Annotated in this window: 19 protein-coding genes and 2 pseudogenes; 3 read left to right on the forward strand and 18 right to left on the reverse strand. The window is 40.1% G+C overall.

Features of this window, described 5'->3' with window-relative positions:
* From HZR21_RS05830 to xylB, 11 genes and pseudogenes are all read right to left on the reverse strand, one after another.
* A partial coding sequence (locus tag HZR21_RS05830; protein WP_489752619.1) for a transposase family protein occupies window positions 1-386 on the reverse strand: 386 nt, incomplete at its 3' end.
* 89 nt (window positions 387-475) lie between these two features.
* Window positions 476-744 (reverse strand): annotated as a pseudogene (locus HZR21_RS05835) (PfkB family carbohydrate kinase); the annotation flags it as partial.
* Window positions 741-1,403 (reverse strand): bifunctional 2-keto-4-hydroxyglutarate aldolase/2-keto-3-deoxy-6-phosphogluconate aldolase, encoded by a 663-nt coding sequence (locus HZR21_RS05840; RefSeq protein WP_180746852.1) that lies wholly within the window; start codon window positions 1,401-1,403, stop codon window positions 741-743. The pseudogene HZR21_RS05835 and the gene HZR21_RS05840, both read right to left, overlap by 4 nt.
* Window positions 1,404-1,450: 47 nt before the next feature.
* The gene (gene uxuA / locus HZR21_RS05845; protein WP_180746853.1) at window positions 1,451-2,530 is read right to left on the reverse strand and encodes a mannonate dehydratase; all 1,080 of its coding nucleotides are present in this window, start codon (window positions 2,528-2,530) and stop codon (window positions 1,451-1,453) included.
* An 8-nt stretch (window positions 2,531-2,538) separates the two neighbouring features.
* Window positions 2,539-4,188 carry a mannitol dehydrogenase family protein gene (locus HZR21_RS05850; RefSeq protein WP_180746854.1) on the reverse strand — a complete coding sequence of 550 codons (1,650 nt, stop codon included), beginning with the start codon at window positions 4,186-4,188 and terminating at the stop codon, window positions 2,539-2,541.
* A 22-nt stretch (window positions 4,189-4,210) separates the two neighbouring features.
* Complete coding sequence (uxaC, locus tag HZR21_RS05855) at window positions 4,211-5,611, reverse strand: glucuronate isomerase (protein ID WP_219605578.1); 1,401 nt, start codon at window positions 5,609-5,611, stop codon at window positions 4,211-4,213.
* A 224-nt stretch (window positions 5,612-5,835) separates the two neighbouring features.
* A complete protein-coding gene (locus HZR21_RS05860; protein ID WP_180746855.1) occupies window positions 5,836-7,161 on the reverse strand; it encodes an ABC transporter substrate-binding protein in 1,326 nt (441 codons plus the stop codon).
* A gap of 666 nt (window positions 7,162-7,827) precedes the next feature.
* Window positions 7,828-8,499, reverse strand: coding sequence for a ThuA domain-containing protein (locus HZR21_RS05865; protein ID WP_180746856.1), 672 nt, complete (start codon window positions 8,497-8,499; stop codon window positions 7,828-7,830).
* 1 nt (window position 8,500) lies between these two features.
* Window positions 8,501-9,529, reverse strand: coding sequence for an aldose epimerase family protein (locus HZR21_RS05870; protein WP_180746857.1), 1,029 nt, complete (start codon window positions 9,527-9,529; stop codon window positions 8,501-8,503).
* A gap of 371 nt (window positions 9,530-9,900) precedes the next feature.
* A complete protein-coding gene (locus HZR21_RS05875) occupies window positions 9,901-12,249 on the reverse strand; it encodes a phosphoketolase family protein (protein WP_180746858.1) in 2,349 nt (782 codons plus the stop codon).
* 45 nt (window positions 12,250-12,294) lie between these two features.
* On the reverse strand, window positions 12,295-13,791 hold the full coding sequence (gene xylB, locus HZR21_RS05880; RefSeq protein WP_180746859.1) for a xylulokinase: 1,497 nt from the start codon (window positions 13,789-13,791) through the stop codon (window positions 12,295-12,297).
* Between the two features lie 1,030 nt (window positions 13,792-14,821).
* Here xylB and HZR21_RS05885 point away from each other — a divergent pair.
* From HZR21_RS05885 to HZR21_RS05895, 3 genes are read left to right on the forward strand one after another with little or no spacing between them, the layout of a single operon-like run.
* A complete protein-coding gene (locus HZR21_RS05885; RefSeq protein ID WP_180746860.1) occupies window positions 14,822-15,010 on the forward strand; it encodes a class IIb bacteriocin, lactobin A/cerein 7B family in 189 nt (62 codons plus the stop codon).
* On the forward strand, window positions 15,011-15,367 hold the full coding sequence (locus HZR21_RS05890) for a hypothetical protein (protein WP_180746861.1): 357 nt from the start codon (window positions 15,011-15,013) through the stop codon (window positions 15,365-15,367). It abuts the gene before it with no gap.
* Entirely contained in the window at window positions 15,360-15,545 is a 186-nt protein-coding gene (locus HZR21_RS05895) for a hypothetical protein (RefSeq protein ID WP_180746862.1), read from the forward strand. Before HZR21_RS05890 ends, HZR21_RS05895 begins: the two co-directional genes overlap by 8 nt.
* 110 nt (window positions 15,546-15,655) lie before the next feature.
* On the opposite strand, the gene HZR21_RS05900 is transcribed toward HZR21_RS05895, so the two are convergent.
* The 7 genes and pseudogenes from HZR21_RS05900 to HZR21_RS05930 form a co-directional block, all read right to left on the reverse strand.
* Window positions 15,656-17,119, reverse strand: coding sequence for a DEAD/DEAH box helicase (locus tag HZR21_RS05900; protein WP_180746863.1), 1,464 nt, complete (start codon window positions 17,117-17,119; stop codon window positions 15,656-15,658).
* An 85-nt stretch (window positions 17,120-17,204) separates the two neighbouring features.
* Window positions 17,205-17,885 (reverse strand): hypothetical protein, encoded by a 681-nt coding sequence (locus HZR21_RS05905; protein WP_180746864.1) that lies wholly within the window; start codon window positions 17,883-17,885, stop codon window positions 17,205-17,207.
* The gene (locus tag HZR21_RS05910) at window positions 17,882-18,331 is read right to left on the reverse strand and encodes a hypothetical protein (RefSeq protein ID WP_180746865.1); all 450 of its coding nucleotides are present in this window, start codon (window positions 18,329-18,331) and stop codon (window positions 17,882-17,884) included. Before HZR21_RS05910 ends, HZR21_RS05905 begins: the two co-directional genes overlap by 4 nt.
* Window positions 18,332-18,491: 160 nt before the next feature.
* Window positions 18,492-18,773 (reverse strand): hypothetical protein, encoded by a 282-nt coding sequence (locus tag HZR21_RS05915; RefSeq protein WP_180746866.1) that lies wholly within the window; start codon window positions 18,771-18,773, stop codon window positions 18,492-18,494.
* Window positions 18,774-18,809: 36 nt separating this feature from the next.
* Entirely contained in the window at window positions 18,810-19,109 is a 300-nt protein-coding gene (locus HZR21_RS05920) for a hypothetical protein (protein WP_180746867.1), read from the reverse strand.
* A gap of 48 nt (window positions 19,110-19,157) precedes the next feature.
* Window positions 19,158-20,564 carry a dihydrolipoyl dehydrogenase gene (lpdA, locus tag HZR21_RS05925; protein ID WP_180746926.1) on the reverse strand — a complete coding sequence of 469 codons (1,407 nt, stop codon included), beginning with the start codon at window positions 20,562-20,564 and terminating at the stop codon, window positions 19,158-19,160.
* 24 nt (window positions 20,565-20,588) lie between these two features.
* Window positions 20,589-21,839, reverse strand: a pseudogene (locus HZR21_RS05930) (dihydrolipoamide acetyltransferase family protein); the annotation flags it as partial.
* Window position 21,840 lies beyond the last annotated feature (1 nt).

Genomic DNA, 21,840 nt, shown 5'->3' on the forward strand with positions numbered 1-21,840 from the left:
ACTTTGCTTCTGAAATTACGAATAGGCTGACACAAAGGAATGGGGAAGCTGTCAATAATGGATACACTAATTCCTTCAACCTCTTTAAAGACGAGTGCTTGGCGAATGACTTGGATACTCGGTAAGACGGCATTACAACGGCGGACAAAGCGAGAATATTCTAGGAAATTAGGAAATAAACTTTGAGCAAGTTGGTGTTTAGCTTTAAGCGTTTCACTAAAATGCAGTACGCCCCATAGGTAACAAGCGATAACTAAGCAATCTGATGTTGCGAGATGGACGTTCTTTCGGTTTTGAACCTCAAGGGGAACACTCTTTTGATAAAGCGTCTCAATGGTTGTCAGTAAATAAACAAAAACTTTTGGAAGTGTGCTATTATAAGTCATATAAGTCGTGCGCTTTCTAATGCGTAGTGGTTTAAGATTAGGATAGCACGACTTATTTATTTTCCAATGAAATTAACTAGCAATTCGGGTAAATAATAGGTCCCTAGACGCTCACCGCCAAATTGCAAATAATCTGTATGAACACCATAGGTTTCCAGATGTTGCTTGACCCCTAATCCCAACAAATTATCAGGAACAAGACTAGCAAAGTAAGCCTCATGCCCAAAGTTTGCGAGAGATATGGCAACATTTGCCTCCCGCCACCATAATGACCGTTAAGGCTTGACACTCTTGTCAAACGTTGACCCGCTAGTGTTGATAAACGCAACATCATTTCACCTAAAGTTAAAACTTTCATGAGACACCTACCGATTGGTTTTTAATTTCAGCATATTTTTCAGCATATTGTTTGGCAATAGCTGTCACACCTTCAAAATCTCCTTTAGTTGCAGGTGCAAGAAGATTGCCTCCTACACCAACCGCTACAACTCCTGCTCTAAACCACTCTGCCATATTTTCTAGCGAGACACCACCTGTGGGCATGATATTTAATTGCGGCATCGGTGCTTTAAAACCTGAGATTATACTTGGACCATAGGCACTGCCTGGGAAAAGTTTGATGATGTCTGCTCCTGCCTTGAGCGCTACTTTCATTTCCGTAATGGTCATGCATCCAGGTAGGTATGGCATTTGATATAGATTACAAATTTCAGCTGTTTCTAAATCAAATGTCGGACTAACAACAAACTCGGCACCTGCCATAATAGCAAGACGAGCAGTTACTGCATCAAGGACAGTCCCAGCGCCAACAACAACTTTTTCATCCCCTTGATATTGTGCACTTAATGTCTCAATCACTTGAACAGCATTTGGCACTGTAAAAGTCACTTCAAGACCAACAACTCCTCCTGTAACAAGGGCTTGTGATGCTTTAATTGCCTCTTCTTTAGAACGGCCACGAACAACGGCGATAACTCCTGCATCTTCTAATTTTTTGAGTATCTTTTGCTTTTTCATGATGTCAATCCTTCATCTCTTTTCTAACGCTAAGCGAACAAAGTAGATTACTTCACTTGGCGTTTTTCCAAAGCCTCCCACAAACCTGTTAAGTACATGGCACCTAAGGCACGATCGTATAAACCGTAACCCGGACGACCTGTTTCTCCCCAAATCATCCGACCATGGTCGGGCCGAATATAGCCATCAAAACCATTGTCATAGAGGGCTGCCATGATGTTAAACATATCATGTGACCCATAAGCACTATAATGTGCAGATTCATAACAATCTTTACCATTATCACCAATAAACTTAACATTACGAACATGTGCAAAGGGAATTCGATCTCGCTTGGCAAACTCAGCAACGATTGCAACTAGGTCATTATCAGGGTCTTCACCGATAGAGCCTGTGCAGAAAGTAATGCCATTATATGGCGAATCAACAGCTTGGCAGATGAAGTCTAAGTCATCACGATTTTTGACAATACGCGGTAGACCAAAAATTGAATAAGGTGGATCATCAGGATGAATCCCCATCTTGATATCAACTTCCTCACAAACTGGGATGATCTGTTCTAAGAAATATTTGAGATTAGCTCTAAGATCAGTTTCGGTTACATCTTGATATTGCGCAATGAGTTTAGTCACATCTGCCAAACGTTCAGGTTCCCATCCTGGTAAAACAGTTCCTGCATTTTGAGATAAAACATCATTAGCGACCTCTTCTGGCGATTTTTGGACGCCTTCAAGAAAGAAAGCCATTGTCGTCGAGCCATCTTCAAGCTGATAGGCCATCTCTGTTTTCATCCAATCAAATACTGGCATGAAATTATAACAAATGACTTTAATACCGATTTTTGCTAAACGACGAATCGTTTCTTTATAATTTTCAATATAACGCTCACGTGACGGCAAGCCAAGCTTGATATCTTCATGGATGTTCACGGACTCAATAACTTCTAGTTCTAAACCGGCTGCAACAACATCATCTTTTAGCGCTTTGATTTTATCTTCTGGCCATACTTCACCAACTGGCACATCAAACAAAGCACCTACAACACCTGTCATACCAGGGATTTGACGGATATTTTCAATTTTTACTGGATCATCATTTTTACCATACCAACGCATTGTCATTTTCATATTATTGCCTACTTTCTGATGTTTTTAGCATGTATTGCTAACGTTTCTTGTAGCACGCGTCTTACACTGCCCGGTGCTTGGATCATTTGCTCAAAAAAATGTTCGATCTTTTCAGCTAGGCCAATTTCTAGTAAATCAACACCAAAAATGGCTTGCTTGCTTAAAATCGGTCGTAAAATCGCGTGTGCATCTATTTCACCACCCAGAGTAACTGTAGCTAAGTGTGCCTGTAATTCTGTTAATAGTGGGTCTGGGCTGACTTCAAATGTCTCACCTTTATCATCAATTGCTAGTAGATAGCGACACCATGCTGCAATCGTTAAAGGAATAAAAGTTAATGCACGTACATCCTTATCTGGTGCTGCCACATAGGCTTTCAGAGTTTCACCAAAACGAGTCCCAATTTTCTGAGACATATCCGATGCAATCCGTTGTGGCATATCTGGAATATTCGGATTGGCAAATCGCTGATAGATGACTTCTTTGATAAAATCTACTGGATTGATAATCTCTGGATTTTCAACAACCGGTAACCCTTCAATAAAGCCAACTTGTTCAATTAAGCTCAGCAAATCTTTATCCTGAACTTCCTTATAAATTCGTTCAAATCCAAGTAAACAACCAAATATGGCAAGCGTTGTGTGAAGAGGATTTAAACAGGTGCAGACTTTCATTAAATCAGCCTTGTTAATCGTTTCGCGATTTCCTAACAAGACGCCACTCGCTTTTTCAAAGGCTGGTCGACCATTTGGAAAATCATCTTCAATGGCGAGATAGTGGACTTCTTCTGTATTGACAAAGGCAGACAATAACATTTTTTGCTTGGCTGAAATGAAGGGGACCATGTCTTCAATACCTTCTGATGTTAGTTTTTCGGCTATGGCTTGATTTGGCAGAGGTGTAATGCGGTCAATCATCGAATATGGAAAACTAACTTTATCTCCCGTCGCTAGATAATCAACAAATGCTTGTGTGACATGGCCTATTTTTTGCCAACCTTGCGCAATTTCTAAAACCGTTGCTTTTAGCCTGTCGCCATTATGCGAGAAATTATCGGTTGAAAGAACGGCTAGTGGTGCTCCACCTGCTAGAAATCTTTTCAAAAGTAGGTAGGTCAATTTAGACATGGTGTGTTGCAAATTTTCAAAACTAATGGTTGTTCGAAGGTCTTGCGCGACTTGCGACATGAGTTGCCCCGAGGAATCTTTAATGATGTAGCCTTTTTCAGTAATTGTTAGGGTGACTAATTTTAGACTCGGATTTTGAAAAACGTCAACTAGTCTTGCCATGTCCTCGGGGCGACTGGCATGAGCAAATAGGCTTTCGGCAGTGGATGCGAGCAGTTCTTTGTTAAACGTGCCGTCTGACTTCATCACAACGCTCAATGAGCGATTGTTAAAGCCGTGATAAAGCTCGTCAATCATATCTTCACCAAAAGTTTCGACGAGGATAATCCCAGTTTCAAGTTCGCCTGCATTTAATAAATCTTGTGCAATCTGACCATGGAAACATCTGTAAAGATTGCCACCACCAAAGTGGACCCACTCAGGATTTTCTTGTGTTTTTTGCCGAACAATCTGCTCGTCATAATTGGGTGTGTTTATATTTTTATCTGAAAATCGGTCACGTTCTGTTAAGTAATTTTCTGTAATTTTCATCCAAATACTCCATTTCTATGCTTTAAAGGCTTGACTCTTTCAACTGTTCAAATTTAAAATAGTCTTTAGCATTCGTGTAGCTAATTCCCTCTATCATCTGGCGTAGTAGGGTTGTATCATCTGGATAAAAACCCAATTCTACTTTTTCTGCGATATAATTTGCCAAAATTCGACGAAAATAATCATGCCTTGAGTAACTCAAGAAACTGCGTGAATCAGTCAACATACCAATAAAATTCATGAGTACGCCATTATCAGCTAAGCTCTCCATCTGACGAATCATTCCACGGTAAGTATCATTAAACCACCAGCCAGCACCAAATTGGACACGACTTTTGATGCCATCGTCATTCATCTGGAAATTACCACAAGTGCTAACAATCATGTCGTTTTGTGTTGGGTTGGTATTGTATAAAATTGTCCTCGGTAAATCATTGGTTTTATCTAGTGCATCTAACAGTCGATCCAAATGCAGGGCTAAATCGGCTTGATCATAAATTGAGTCACCTCCTGTATCAGCGCCCACGAGCTTAAATAAGCGTGTATTCGTACTTCGGGCGGCACCAAAGTGAAGTTGCATGACCCAATCATAACGCTTATAAAGTTTACCTAGTGCCACCATCATCTGACCTTGCCATTTGGCAATTTCATGTCGCTCAAGTGGTTGATTGCGAAGTGCTTTTTTGAAAATGCTATCCAACTCTTCAGGTGTTGCCTCATCATAAAGTATGTATGTAAAACCGTGATCGCTGACTCTGCCGCCATTTTCAGTGAAGTACTGCAAACGCTGCTCTAAAAAAGACATTAACTCAGCAAAGGTCGCAACCCGAGAACCCCTGAAATCAGAAATCTTCTGAATATACTCGATAAAATTGGGGTTTTCAATCGCAATGACTGGATCAGGTCTAAAACTTGGCGCAACGATACACGGAAAATCCGAAGTAGCAATTTGTTGATGAAACTGCAAATCACTCAACATATCATCAGTTGTACCGATATACTTCACATGAGATGCCAAAATCAAAGATTGTGCTGTTACTTCATGTTTAGCTAGATAATCATTACAGGCTTTATAAATCCTAGATGCGCTCTCTGCCGTTAAAAGTTCTGTTATGTCGAAAACTTGTTTTAACTCCAGATGCGTCCAATGGTATAAAGGATTGCCAAGTAATCGCTCGACTGTTTGCGCCCAAGCATAAAATTTTTCCCAGTCGCTCGCATCACCAGTAATCTCTGATTCCGGTATGCCGCACGCGCGCATGGCACGCCACTTATAATGGTCACCCTCAAGCCACAATGCTGTTATCGATAAAAACCGACTATTTTCAGCAATTTGTTTTGGATCCAAATGACAGTGGTAATCAATAATCGGTAAGTTTTCAGCAGCATCATGGAACAAGGACTTTGCTAAGGTACTTTCCAATAAAAAATCTTTATCAATAGTCTGTCAACGCATAATAGAACGATGATAAAATCGGCCAGATTGTCAACACCACAAAGCCAACAAGCCAAGGTTCCACAAAAAGTAATCCAATTTTTTTATTTTTCATTGGTTAACCTTTCTAAAAGATATAGATGAATGAGTCTATACGCTATAAATGATTATAGGAACAAATAATTAATATTTGTTCCCATAATACGGACTGATTATTTCAATTTATAATCTTTGGCAAGTTTGGCAGCTTGATCTTTTGTTTTAGTGTAAACATTTTTAGCCGCTGTCTTCAAATCTGTTTTACCAAGCTCAACAGCTTCGATTTCAGTTGTGTAAATCGTTGTCAAAGTACCATCTTCATAGAATGGTGTTTCATTAATTTTCACAGCATCTTGTGCGTAATCAAAACCATCCTTCATGAAACCAGTTAATTTACCATCTTTAGTCAAAACATCAACTGCCTTACTTGAGGCAGGGATACCACGCGAAAGGCCTAACGTTTTGTTCGCTTCTTCACCGTTCAAGAAATCATTAAGGAAAGTACCAACTTGTTCTAGGTTCTTTTCATTTTTCTTGACACCGAATAAAAGGGAGGGTTTAGATAAAAGATTAACTTTTTTACCGCCTTTAGCGATTGGATAATCAACGATAACTAACTCATCACCAACCTCTTTAAGCGATTCATAGTCAGATGTGATACCGGCATTCCAACCAATTCCGCCACCATATTCGCCGTCCAACCATTTTTTATTTATCGCTAATGAAACAGGCTCAGTGCCGACATTTTCAAGGTAATCTTTACGTGAGACGAAGACGTGCGCATCTGCCATTTCTTTGTACCAAGTCATACCATCTAAGTAATCCTGTTCAGACCAGTTTAAGTCACCTTTTTCATCAAATTCAGCCTTACCAGTTTTTTGTTGCAACCAGTTGGTAACAGGGAAACGCCAAGTTGGCGAGGCAATCATAAATGACCCTTCTGGTAACTTCTTAGCTGCCGCTGCATAGTCATCCCAAGTTTTAAGTGATGCAACATCAATATCATTGCGCTCATAGGCCGTTTTATTGACATACATCACCAAGGTATTTTGTCCGTAAGGTACAGCAACTTGTTTGCCATCAACCTGACCAAATTTCAAGAAATCTTTATCGTAAGTTGATAAATCTAAACTTTTGATTGTAGACAGGTCGTAGAATCCGCCATTTTGCCCAAACTGAGGGACCCAGTTATAAAGCAAAGTTGTGACATCTGCAAGTGTATTACCCGCATAACGAGTTGTGAAGACTTGGTCCAAATCACCAAAACCACTAGGTTCACCTTTGACCTTGATGTCTTTATGCTCTTTTTCAAAGCCATTAATCATATCTTGTGTTGCTTTGTGACGGTCATCATTTCCCCACCAGCTAAAGCTGATTTGGACGGCACCTTTATTGTCTGATGTCGCTTTATTTTTCTTACCCGCCGAACACCCTGCTGCCAATGTTACAACAGATAGAACAGTAACTGCACTCAGTGCAACTTTTTGCCATTTTTTCATTTTTTAAGCTCCTTAAATTTTTTATTTTCTAGGGGTTCTCCCTAAGCGATAATATGTATCCTATTTAATGTTTAAATCCAATAATCGTTAATATGTGATTTCGCATGCTCATTATGACTTGATTCATCTGCGATGTCTTCACCAGATTAAAACGAATATTCAGTTAAGCTCTCAAGAACTTCTTCGCTGCCATATCATCTGCTAACAGGTAATCGCAAAACGAAGATTTTCTTTCAATATTTTGACTTCAATCTCTTTACCTAGACTATCGCGACCGAATACGAAAAGATTCTACTACCGATATCCCTACACTGATTTTTTACTACTTCTGTAAAATATGACATTCTTTCTTCCCCCGACTCTCCAAAGAGCCTAAACCTCTAGTTAGGTTGTTTGATAGACAAACGCTTTATTCATTGATTTATTGACGTTTTTCCTAACCAACAACACTTCAACACTTTAGTTAGATTGTTCGATGAACTAACTTAAACTCTTATTGTAACCGCTTGCACAATTTTTGTCAACACCTTTTTTAACTTTTTTACAAATTAATATTATTTTTTACAAATTTTCTCCAAATGAAACTGTTTCAATCAAAAAAAATAGATTCAGCAACCTGAACCTATTTTCATCTTATATTACCGCACCACTGCGCTTAACAAGCAATTATGCTTTTAAATACTGTTTCCACCTAACACTAGATTGATGTTTTAATAGCCAATCGATAACCGTTTTTAAGAGTGCTAAATTGTGTTGTTCAAGCATCCCCGAAATATCGTGAGCAGGTACATACCCAGCAACCTTACCACTCCCATAAAAATGTCGCCAACCCGCATCCGATTCACCCGCATCCGAAAAACTGCGCAGAAAAATATGCGTATAATCATCAACAAAACCAACTTGGTAATGCTCATCCTGAATAACAAACTGACTTGGCGTCTCAACCAAATCACACTTATAAGTCACTGGCAAAGGCTCTGGATGTTGGATAAAATAACCTTTTAACATCTGGATATACCCTGAATCCGTCGGATAGTTGGACATACCCGAATGCAACCCCAACCAACTGCCACCATGCTCGACATAAGTTGTGATTAATTGACTCATTTCTGGCGTTAGCCATTCTCTTAGGTCTGTTTGTTGCGGCGTCCGTTGATTTTCAGCCGATAGGATAATTAAATCTGGATTTTTGGAGAGTGCATCACTTAAGGCATCTAAAGGGACGTTTTCATAGATAACAGGCTCATCAAGCAAACTTAAAACACGTTGAAGATACTGATTAGTGTCCTTTCCCTCATGATAATAGTCTCCCGTTACACTAATGACTGTTTTGACCATTTTAGTTAACTCCAAATCTATAATGAATTGTCTTTGAAATTTTTTCATCCGGTAAAAGTGCAATACTTCCCCATTCTGGATGATGCGGTAAATCAGGTAACTCCTGAAATTCAATCGCTAATCCTAACTCTTTTGTCATCGGATGATAGTTTACCTGAGTATCTCGGTTCCATCCACTCGCGCTGTAAATAATAACACTCCCAGCCTCACTCGTCACGTCTAGTTGTCTGCCACTTGCTTTGTCGTACAAACTGACACGGTGTTCACGCGCATTGTCATCAAAAACGAAAGCTGTATCTAAACCACTTGGCAGCTCGTTTAGCACAGTTTCGAGTGGCTTAGCTGTTGTGAAGTCATAAGGCGTCTCTGCGACAGGTAAAAATGTTCCTGTCGGTATTAGCTCACCGTCAGTAGCCAAAATATGAGGTGCTGAAATTTCAAGCATTTGTTTGCGAATATCTGTTTTCAACTCACCACTAAGGTTGAAATAACCATGATTGGTGGGATTAAAGAAGGTCTCAACAGGTGATTCCCCCGTAAAAGTAATACTGAGATCTTCTCCTATCAAGCGATACATGACTTGCGCCGTGATTGGACCAGGAAAACCAGATTGATGATCGACATAACTGAAAATGACAGTAATCTTATCATCTGTTTCTTGCCAATCCAAGTCCCATTCTTGGAATGACCAGCCTTGCGAGCCACTATGGAGTGAATTAGCATTTTCGTTGGCTTCTAAGCTTAGTGCACCAATTTGCGCTTGTTTAATTCGACCCGCGACTGGGCCTACGGTCGCACCAAAATACTGTAAATCAGTGGCTAATGCTGAAATTGGTGTCACATTGAGAACGACATTTTTAGCTATACCATATCTATCCCTAGCCAAGACACGATATAAATGTGCCCCATAAGCAACTAATTCAACTGTAAGACGCTCATTTTCTATTCTAACTAGTTGGGTTGTCTTCCCCTCACCCATGCTAACCTTTTCGACTTTTACACTCATATTTTTACCTTTCTGCGATTTCATTTCATGAAACCTTGAAACTTGACATCCGCTCACGCTCCTGCCAAGCGGGGTCATTCGCGAACTGCGTCCGCTCAAAGTCTTTCTGCGATTTCACTTCATAAAACCTTGAAACTTGACATGTTTATTGTAACATGACTTTGGATTGATAATTAACAAAAATATGCACTCCCTTGACAGCAGGGAACGCACATCTTTTGCATTATGTCGTCTAGTACCTAGATTATATAATAATATTGAATAGAGAATCGTAGTTGATTTAATGTCAAAATTAGCTAAGGAGGCACAATATTTGTATCGTAATCAAGTCACCAACAGGTGGTTAGGTGTTGATGCAGACTACAATTCTCTAGAACAATCAGTTTAAATTAAGATCAATGCCAGTTTTCAACTTCTGGAATATCTTCACCATTGGCACGGATGTAGTCATGGTGGAAGTTAATGGTATCGGTCATTTTTTGTGAAAAGGCTGATGCATCCGTACCATAGACGGCATTTGCTGCATCTTGTGCCAAGTGGAAACGGTCCATTTCACTAAAGACACGCATATCAAATTGGGTTGTGATATCCCCATTTTCACGGTAACCATGGATAAAGACATTGTGGTTATGACGATCAAAGAAGATGTCACGAATCAAGCCTTCATAACCATGGAAAGCAAAGACAATTGGTTTATCCGTCGTGAAGTAAGCGTCAAATTCCGCGTCTGTCAAACCACGAGGGTCAACATTTGGATGACGCAATTTAAGCAAATCAACGACATTGACAAAACGAATTTTAAGCTCAGGATAAGTCGCTTTAAGAATCGTTACCGCAGCAAGCGCCTCTAAGTTTGGCTCTGTACCTGCAGCAGCAATCACCAAATCAGGTGTTTCATCTGCAGCAACAGTTGACGCCCAATCAATGACTTTCAAGCCTTCTTTGACCAAGATTTCAGCTTCTTGTGCCGAATAGAATTGCGCACGTGGTTGTTTTGAACAAACAATCAAGTTAATCAATTCTTCTGATACCAATGTTTCAGCCATAACAGCCAACATGGTATTGGTATCTGCTGGCAAGTATTCACGGATAAATTCTGGTTTCTTCTCAGATAGATGCGTTAAGAGACCCGGATCTTGGTGGGTATAGCCATTATGGTCTTGTTGGAAAACGGTTGAAGTCGCAACCAAGTTAAGTGAAGGATAGTGCTTACGCCAAGGTTGTTCTTTAGCTTTACGCAACCATTTGAAATGTTGAGTAATCATCGAGTCCACAACACGGAAGAAAGCTTCATAGCTGGCAAAGAAACCGTGACGCCCTGTCAAGACGTAGCCTTCTAAAAATCCTTCACATTGATGCTCAGATAACTGACCATCAATGACACGTCCAACTGGCGACACCCATTCATCATAGTCTTCTTTTTTAGCACCCAACCATTGTCGGTTGGTCATATCAAAGACTGATGTGAGTCGGTTTGATTTTGTTTCATCTGGACCAAAAATTCGGAAGTTGTCTGGATTGGCCACGATTAAGTCTTTGGCAAATTTCCCAAACTCAACCATGTCTTGCGCTGAAATACTGCCTGGCTCAAAGTCAAGCGCGTGTTTTTTCCAATCTGTAATGACCATCGGTTTCGGATCAATTCCACCATTTGTCACGGGATTGGTTGACATCCGACGATCACCTTTTGGTGAAATCTCTCGAACTTCATCGCGAATTGTCCCATTTTCATCGAACAACTCTTCTGGCCGATAAGATTTCAACCAATCAACGAGGGCATCAATTTTTGCCATATTGTGGGCATCCACTGGAATTGGCACTTGGTGAGCACGAAAGCCGCCTTCAATTGGTTCGTTATCCCAAGCTTTGGGACCTGTCCAACCTTTTGGTGTCCGAACGATTAAGACAGGCCACGCTGGCATTGTTGCCTCTTCTGCTTTACCTTTACGCGCTTTCGTTTGAATCGCCTTGATTTTTTCAATCGCTTGGTCTAATTTTTCAGCCATAACAGGATGAACTTCAGTCGCATCAGTGCCTGACACAAAAATCGGATCCCAACCGAGGCCTTCAAAATATTTGGTTAAATCAGCATCCGATTTGCGTTCCAAAATCGTCGGATTCGAAATTTTACCGCCATTGAGATAAAGAATCGGCAAAACTGCACCATCATTGACTGGATTGATGAAGGTATTTGAGAACCACCCTGCAGCAAGTGGACCAGTTTCAGCCTCACCATCACCAATAACTGTCGCTGCAATCACGTCTGGATTGTCCAAAATCGCACCAGTTGCATGAGAAAGTGCATAGCCTAACTCGCCACCTTCATGGATTGAGCCTGGTGTTTCTGGCGCAGCGTGAGAGGTAATCCCGCCAGGGAAGGAGAAAATTTTACATAACTGTTTAAAGCCTGCCTCATCTTGCGTGATTTCTGGGTAAATTTCAGTATAGCTGCCATCAATGTAGGAGTTAGCCACCATGACTTGCCCACCATGACCTGGTCCTTCAATGTAGAACATATTAAGGTCATATTTATTAATCGCGCGATTAAGATGTGCATAAATAAAGTTTTGACCGGCAATTGTTCCCCAGTGTCCAATCGGATGATTTTTGACATCTTCTTTTTGGATTTCTGTTTTCAATAAAGGGTTGTTTTTCAGATACATTTGAGCAACAGCAATATAGTTAGCTGTCCGCCACCAAGCATCAACTTTCCCAAGATAGGTTGCCGAGTTATAATCTGTCATTTTCTTTTCTCTCTCCTCAAATAGTAAGTAAGTTATCTATAAATTTTAGTTTAAATCCAGTAAGTCATGACTTAGTGCCTTGGTTGCACCGTAAACTTGTGTGTAGAGTCCATAAAGTTTAGCATAGGCTGCAACATGGTCAGGATTTGGTGTGAATTCATCTTTATAATGCACAAAGACTTCAGCAGCCTCGGCAGCGTTATCAAACCAACCTGCACCAATGGCAGCAAGCATGGCTGCGCCAAGTCCTGGGCCTTGCTCAACCGTCAAATTCACAATTGTTGCATTGAAAATATCTGCTTGCATTTGTAACCAGTCAGGATTTTTGGCGCCACCTCCGACAGAAACGATTCGGTCAAAATGACGACCGGCAACAGTTTCCATCATCACTTGCGAATCTTTTAGTGAGAAAGTAATCCCTTCAAGCACTGCTTTTGCAAAATGTGTCAAGGTGTGATGCGTGTCAATGCCGATAAACGACCCACGAATTTGACTATCCACGTGCGGTGTTCGCTCTCCTACGATATAAGGTGTGAATAACAAGCCATCTGCACCCGGTTTGAGTTCAGATATACCGCCGAGTAATTCTGGAAAGCTTTTATCTGCTGCGAAAGTATTTTTGAACCAATCCAAGCTATTGCCGGCAGCTAGTGTCACACCCATTGAGTAATAATCACCCTTAGCTGCATGGTTAAAGAGGTGGAGTTTGCCTTGATAATCTGCAAGTGCATCGTTTTCAAATGATAAGAAGACACCACTTGTCCCGATAGAGCACATGCCTGCACCATCTTGAATAATACCCGACCCAACAGCCGCACACGCATTATCTGCGCCGCCTGCAAAGACTGGTACATCAACTTCAAAGCCAAACATTGCTTTAATGTCATCTGTTAACACGCCAATCTGGTCTTGGGATTCAAAGAGTTTTGGCAAGCGCTCAGCTGGAATGTCAAAGGTATCAAAGATTGGCTGTGCCCATTCTTTTTTGGCGATATCAAGTAGCAAAGTTCCTGCTGCGTCTGAAAAATCTGTCGCAAAAGTGCCCGTCAACCAAAAGCCTAAATAATCTTTTGGCAACATCATGTAGCGGACTTTTTCCCAATTCTCAGGTTCATTTTCTTGAATCCAGAGGATTTTGGGTAGCGTAAAACCTTCTAAGGCAATGTTTTTGGTTAGGCCTAGAACTAAATCGCCTGCTTTTTCAGTGATTTCTCGACATTGCTTACTTGTCCGCACATCATTCCAAAGAATAGCTGGTCGGATCGACTGTTTGTTTTCATCTAACACCACCAAACTGTGCATTTGACCCGAAAAACTGATGCCCTGAAGTTGGGTTGTCATGTCTGGAGTCGTTTGAATCAGCGCTGTGATAACTTTTTTCGCTGCCTCAAGCCATTGGTCTGGCTCTTGCTCGCTCAAGCCAGTTTGCGGTGTCAAAATCGGGTAAGCTGCACTTGCTTCACCGACAACATCGCCCCTCTCGGTCATCAAAAGACCTTTGAGCGAGCTCGTCCCTAAATCAATGCCTAATACATATGCCATATCCTGTCCTTTCTGCGATTTCATGTCATGAAATCTTGAAACTTGACTTACGCTTGCGCTCCGTCCAAGCGGTGGTCATTCGTGATATTTTTTGGTTCGTTTTCCGAACCAACTTACAATGCCATTGTAACCTTAGCATTTTATTTTGTCAAGTCTTTCACGAGATTTTTTTTGATAAAAATTTTTGACAGTTGGCAAAGCCTTCCAATCACAGCAAATGTATCACAATAACTCTCTCCAGATAATCGCCCCTTAAATCCTTGAGTAACAAATACCCCTCTGCCCAAGTCATAGCTTATGAAAGTACCATTTAAACATAAAGTCTAGCGTTTGTTTGCAAAAATAAAAAGGGGATAAGACAAAAGTCCTCATTCACCAAAAGAGAAAAGTGGACTAGCAGGTTTATTTTTCTCTTTTTTTGTATTATTCGTTGAAAGGATGATATAAGAACAACTTATTTTACCGATTTCGTATTGTTTTGCCAAAAGAATACCGATTTCGTACAAAAACAGCAATTTTCTTACCGATTTCGCATTGTTTTGCCAAAAGAATACCAGTTTCGCATTGTTTTCAATGAATTATAATGTCGTTTTACATTTTTGGAGAAAATGACACAAAAATAGGCTATGAATGATTTCTATTAACATTAGAAATCATTCATAGCCTATTTTTTTATCCCAACCTATTTTTATAAATGTTTAAAATCCCTCAACCAGTTAGCTCATAATTCCTAGTAGTGGCACGAGATACTTTACGCACTGTACTGATGTCAGTCAGGGCATTTAAATGTCAGTTATACAAAGTTTTGGTCATATTTGCCATATTTCATGCCATTTATGATATCTTGACTTTTAAGCGATAAAATTCCGCTATACTAAGTATGTAACGAAATAACTTGGCTTGAGTTGGCGCCGACAAAAAAGTAAATCTTATTTTGTTACTAAATTATTGCAATAAGTGACAACTTACGATATAAAAAACGACTGCCTTTCTTCGGAAATGTTGTCCTAAATTATAGGAGACAAACTATATGTCAAACACAAAATTAAATAATGTAACTGAACTTAATAATTTTTCAGTACTCACTGAAGACGAGATGTTAATTGTCGAGGGTGCTGCTATTCCGTGGTTTGTAGGTTTCTTAACTTACGAAATATATGCCAATTCAGACCAAATCATTGCAGGATTTAAAAAAGGGTTCAATGCGACAAGAAAATAAATGAAAGCTAAACATAAACTATTAGTCGTTGGGCTAATTATACCTTTTGTATTAACTTATATGTTATCAGTTGGACAAATTGAAAGAAATAACTTTTTAAGTACCTGCACCTTTTCATTATCGATTTTTTTAGGTTACAGCATTTCTTGTAGGACGATTAAAAATAAATTCTTCCATTTAATTTTTATTGTTTTACTTAGTTTAAGTCTAGGCATAATTGAGGCAAATCTTCTAAACAAACCTGTAAATATCGGTTATCGCATAGTTGGACAAACTCTTTTTAACTTTATAGGGATATTTTGGTTAGGGGCGGATATTAAAAAGGGAAAAAAAGAGAAAGGAAGAAAAAATGAATAATTATGATGGAAAACAATTTATCACTTTGACGGATGATGATTTGGTACAAATTTCAGGTGGAGGGGCAGATTGGCTCTGGAATGGTGTCGGGTATGTTTTCGGGTATGTTGTTGGCAAAACCTTTAAACCATTAAAACCTGCACCTCCAGGTTATCGTGAAACATTATTTTTGATTTAATAATCAGTAGTTCTAATATGAGATAAGCCTGGGATTTCTACCGTTTTATTCTATTTATTAAGCATCATAATAATAGCACTGTCCCTTTTCAAGGCGCAGTGCTATTGATTTTATTCATATTTTCCAGCATTAGCACGGGATACCTTGCGCACGCGGCCTTTGATTTTCTCAGTTTGCAGCGCCTTGAGCACTTGCTTGCCTTTACCGTTCAAAATCTCGACAAAAGTCGACACATCAATAATTGAGATAACCCCAATATCATCACCAGTAATTCCTGGTATATTGGTAATCGCACCAACCACATCACCTGCTCGCAACTTCGTTTTCTTGCCGGCATTGATATGCAATTTCATGATATCAGCCTTAAAAACAGCACTTTTCGCTGTTTTGACAATCATTTCACGTTTTTGCTTGGCGGTAAATGTAGGTAAGCGCTTTTCGAATAGACTGATACTTGGCAGTTGCATCTCAGTGATTTCAGCATCGATAGTCAGCTGCGCAGACTCAATTTTAGCAAAATCACTTCTTTGGGCACTGCTGACCAAAGAAACAGCCTGTCCCGTTTTTTCAAAGCGTGCTGTCCGTCCGATACGATGTGTATAACTTTCAGGATTATCAGGCAAATCATAGTTATAAACCGCTGCTATATCAGCCACATCAATGCCACGCGCCGCAACATCTGTCGCAATCAAAAATCTAAAATAGTTGTGTTTAAAGTCGTTAATGACACGCGTTCTATCACGTTGTTCCATACCGCCATGCAAGGTCTCTGCCTTAACATTTTTCTGAGCCAAGAAATCTGCGATGGCATCAACTGCTGCCCGAGTATTAGCAAAAATGATAGCTGAGTCAGGATTGCCAAGTACTAAGAGTTGGTAGAGGTTCTCTAACTTGTCAGCTTTATCAACCAAGTAGAAAGTCTGTTCAATCCGTTTTGCCACGGTATTTGTCGCCTTTACTTCAATCAATGCAGGTTGTTTGATATAAAAGTCCGACACATCCATGACCGCTTGCGGTAGGGTCGCTGAAAACAAAGCAACTTGACGCTTGACTGGCAACTGCTCAAAAATCGCATCCACCTGCTCCATAAAGCCCATGCTGAGCATCTCATCGACTTCATCTAAGACAACGAACTTGACTTGATCAAGCTGAATCCTGCCTTGGTCGATATGATCCAACAATCGGCCGGGTGTCGCGACAACGACGTGCGTCCGCTCTTTAAGGTTACGCGCCTGCGCTTGAAAAGAAGAATGACCGATTAAAGTTTCGACTTTAATCCGCTTAAAACGTCCAATGTTAAAGATTTCCTCGCCAATTTGTAGCGCCAACTCACGCGTTGGTGCTAGGACAATAGCCTGCGGGCGACGTTCTTCCCAGACGATATTTTCGACTAAAGGAATGGCAAAAGCTGCTGTCTTGCCACTCCCTGTTTGTGATTTGACTAATAAATCTTGACCTTTAGCAAATGTTGTAATCACTGCTTGTTGCACCTGAGTAGGTGTCGTATAGTTTAAGGCAGTCAAAGCCTTCTGCGTTTCTGCACTAATCTGTAGTGCTTCAAATGTATTTTCCATATTGCCTGATTATACCATAAAAAAGGACTACTGACGGCTCGCATTCATCGTAAAATAAAAAGAAGATGATCTTCTTTCAAGTATTTTAATGAAATATATCAAACTGAATCAAGCGATCAACTCCAAAGAGCTGTAGGATAAATTGTATGGCAATGACGATCGAGATAAATGCCAGAATTTTTTGCTTTTGGACTTTTCGTGTCGCAATCTGTTTTTTATAGTTCTCTAGTAGGCCTTGTTTATCTAGTAAAATTGAATCAATGTATGGCGATTTTTCGGACAAAATTTTCCAAAATTCATCCCAAGACTTGTCCTCTAAGACTGCAAAATTTAAAATTAGTAACTTTTGACCCGCCCTCGTTTCAAGTAAGTTTTTCTGAACTTTCTCAGGCAATGTGGCTGCTAAGACATCTGAAAAACCTAGTAAAATTTGATAGCCGTTCACATTATCTTCAAAGGTTTCGTCGTAAGCCAAAATCTCTAATTCATCAAGCCTGACAGACTTTAAAGCTTGTTCGGAAAACATTAATGTCTCCTGCTCAAATTTAAGGGCAAACGGATGAGCTAGCAAGCGTAAAGAAAAACCGATTGCGAGAATGAAAACTAAAATAAAGCAGATAATTGGCAAGACAATCCCCACCCCATCTTGACCTAACGTATCCAAAATAGGTGACGCAAAGAATAGGAGTACGAAAAGAATACTCCCCAAAAATAAAACTATTGCAACACGCGAAAATAAGTCCCCTCGATCATAATTAACTGTCATGATTTTTCCCTCACAAGATGATAAGTTGCGATAGTCTTACCTGTCTGCCAATCACACACAACGAGTGAGGCCAATTTATTTTGATGTGCAGGATAAATCCAAATATATCTGAGATGTCTATCTTCTTTATTTAATTTAAATCCAAGCCAACGCATCTTATCATCTTTACCTTTACTGATTGTATGATTATGGCTCGCATAATCATAGCTGAACCAAATGTCACGTTCATCATCAGAAACTCGAATTTGCTTAATGACGTTAGCCTTTCGACTATCAAGCACAATCGTTTCTCCTGTTTTCTCATCTGTTCCCTTATAAATGCCACGCTGAGATTCTGGAAAATAATAAGTCAACATAGGATAAATTTTTGATAAGCTAAAAAACAATGGGCCAACAAAAACTGCCAGTAAATATAACCGCCATCCTAAGATTTTAAATCCCTTCATACTCTTCCTAACTTTTCTAGCATATAGACACTATTTTATCACATCCAAGCCTATAAAGTCTTGATATGTCGTGCTTATTCAAATATAAAACTAGTTTCTTTGCAACAAAAAATCATTAATCCGTACCACTACCAATACCGATTAATGATTTTCAACCTCTTTATTGAGTAGAAACATCTGGCATCGCATTCATATCTAACAGCCATATTGACTCTTTAACTGCCTTGATTTTTCTAGCGATTTCAAACCACTCTACTTCTAAGCAGGACTTCTCTTCTTCAGTAAGTTTTGTTGTAATCAATTTAGCTTGAATGACAATCGTCATTCTACGTTCTATTTCCGGATAGGCCACTTTAATATGCCTCACTAAGTCTTGATAAAACTTTTCTAAACCTTCCAGTGAGTAGTCTTTTCCGTCTAAAATCATCTCATCATTTTTCATTTTTTCTATTCTCTCCCAATCTTGGCATTTTATGTATCAGCCTATTATATTTTCAATAACAGCATACAACTCTTCAATCATCACTGATACCAAGTGAATATCTAGCATCTCCATTGCTAGAATGTCCTTAACTCTTCGTGTCATTTCTAAACAATTCAATTTCGTTATGAATTTAAATTGCGCAGAACCTCTTGTATTCATTGAGTTGCTATAACGATATTCGGAGCTGACCATCTTAAACTGATAATTATTTTTATAAGACATGCTATCTGTTTGTTTCAATAATTCGTGGTAAAAGTCTTTTAACCACCCAAACGAATCACCATTTTTTCTCATCTACCATCCCCTTTCATATTGAGCCACTTTAAACTAATTTATCGTGTACTAAATATGAATCGGTAAGCCATCTGCAAGTTCAGCAGTATCCATGATTGCCTCACCAAGAGAGGGGTGCGGATGAATCGTTAATGAGATGTCTTCAGAAGTCAAACCATTTTCCATCGCAAGACTGAGTTGTGAAATCAAATCGCTCGCGCCTGGTCCAACAATCTGTCCACCTATGACTATGTGACTTGTTTTGTCTGTAATAATTCGAATAAAACCTTCAGTTGACTGCATGGTAATCGCTCGACCATTTGCCGCAAAGGGGAACTTAGAGATTTTAGCATTTAACCCTTTTGCTTTGACAGAATCAGGCGTTTCTCCAACTGTGGCAAGCTCAGGTTCTGTATAAGCAACAGCAGGAATCGCAACGGCACAATTAATCACGTCTTGACCCGCAATCGCTGCAGCGGTCACCTTGCCCTCATAGCTTGCTTTATGCGCAAGAGCTGGGCCTGCAACAACATCGCCAATAGCGTAAATATTAGGGACAGATGTTTGTTGCTGATTATCCGTTTCAATCAAGCCACGGTCTGTCAACTTAATATCTGTCGCATTGAGACCTAGGTTGTTTGTATTAGGATGTCGTCCAACGGAAACTAGAACATAATCCCCTCTAACTGTTTGTTCCTCACCAGCTGCTTCATAGGTGACCGTCACAGCATTTTCATCCTGTGTCACGCTTTTAGCTTTAGCACTTGTCACAATCTCAGCGCCTTTTTCTTTAAAGTCGCTGACGATAACTTTGACCATTTCATCGTCAAAACCGTTCAAAATTTTTGGCAATCCCTCGATAATCGTGATCCGACTTCCTAGATTAGCATATGCGCCTGCAAGTTCCGTCCCAATGACACCTCCTCCAATGACGATTAGGTGCTCAGGAATTTCTGGAAGTGATAAAACACCTGTCGAATCAACTACTCGTCCCTCAAACTTAAAACCTGGAATTTCAATGGGATGCGATCCTGTCGCAATAATCGCGTGTTTAAACTCCAAAAGCTCAGAAGTATCACTAGTGATCACATTGACGGTTTGATTGTCATTAAAACGCGCCTCACCCCGAATAATCTCTACATTATGCTTTTTGAGTAGCATTTCTACACCACCTGTCAAGGTATTGACAACAGTGTTTTGTTTCCAGGCTTGCGTCTTTTCCCAATCTAACTTGGCACCTGTTATTGTCAGGCCAAATGGGCTGTCATGTGTCGCGGCATGAAGGGCGTGTCCTGCGCTAATCAGCGCTTTTGAAGGGATACAGCCGACATTTAAACAAACACCACCGATATTGCCTCGCTCTACAATCGTCACACTTTGACCTAATTCTGCTGCTCTAATTGCTGCCACATAACCACCTGGCCCACTACCAATAATAACCGTGTCCACTGCTCTTGCTTGTGTTCCTACAACCATTTTTTTCACCTCCATCAGTAAATATTGGGGATCGCCGAGTAATTTTTTAAGATAATTCATAGCGCTTTGTGCGAGCATACCATCAATCAAGCGGTGGTCAAAACTCAAGGATAATTTCATCATCTGTCCCACCACAATGTCACCTTCTGCATTAACAATAGGTGTTTTCGCAATCGTACCGAGTCCTAAAATAGCACTTTCACCAACATTGATAACTGGTGTAAACCAAGCACCACGAGCCGAGCCAATATTTGAAATCGTAATAGTCCCACCACTCATATCTGCTGGTTTCAATTTACCAAGTTTTGCTAACTCTGCTAGTTCTGCAACCTCTTTAGAAATGGTCAAAATAGATTTTTGATCAGCCTGTTTAATTACGGGTACAAATAAACCATTCGGTGTGTCCACTGCAATGCCAACATTGTAATCTTTAGCATAAACAATTTCTTGAGTAGCCATGTCAATATGAGCGTTTAATTCTGGGAATTTGCGAACAACTGCAACGAGCGCTTTTACAACGTAAGGCAGATAGGTTAATTTGACACCTTGTTCCACAACCTGTTCTTTATAGGCTTTGCGATGTGCCACGATACCCGATACTTCCACTTCGTCAAAAAGTGTCACGTGTGGTAGGCTTGTCTTTTGTGCCACCATATTTTTAGCGATAGCCTTACGAACAGGTGTCATCGGCACGCGACCAACTTTCACTACTTCAACTGCCATTGGCTCAGTTTCAGTGACTTCTGCTTGCGAGACTGCTGTATTTCCATCTGGTACTTGTGTGATATGTCCTGACGCTTCGAAATGTTTCACATCTACTAATGTAATGTGATGATGACGACCAGTCGCTGGTACCTGCGTTAAATCAATGCCGTTTTGACGCGCATATCTACGGACACTCGGCATAGCCTGCACGCGACCATTGACAACAGGTGCGCCAATGGTGCTGTTTTCCGTTTTATCTGCTGCAACAGTTACCGTTTCAACACTAGGCGTTTCTGATATTGCTTTTGTTTCAACTACTCCAACTGTTTCTCCTGTAGCTATTCCAGTACCTTCACCGTCAAATTCAATCAAAGGTTCACCGACAGCGACGACTGTTCCCGCCTCAACAAAGAGTTTTGTTACTGTTCCACTAAAAGGCGATAAAATTTCCTGTAACAATTTATCATTTTGGATTTCAGCAATAGCATCTTCTACCTTAATAACATCGCCAACTTTTACTAACCAAGAGGCGATTTCACCCTCGGCCATTCCTTCACCAATATCTGGCATT

Origin of the sequence: Pseudolactococcus laudensis (genome assembly GCF_013449735.1) — a bacterium.
GTDB classification, from domain to species: Bacteria; Bacillota; Bacilli; order Lactobacillales; family Streptococcaceae; genus Pseudolactococcus; species Pseudolactococcus laudensis.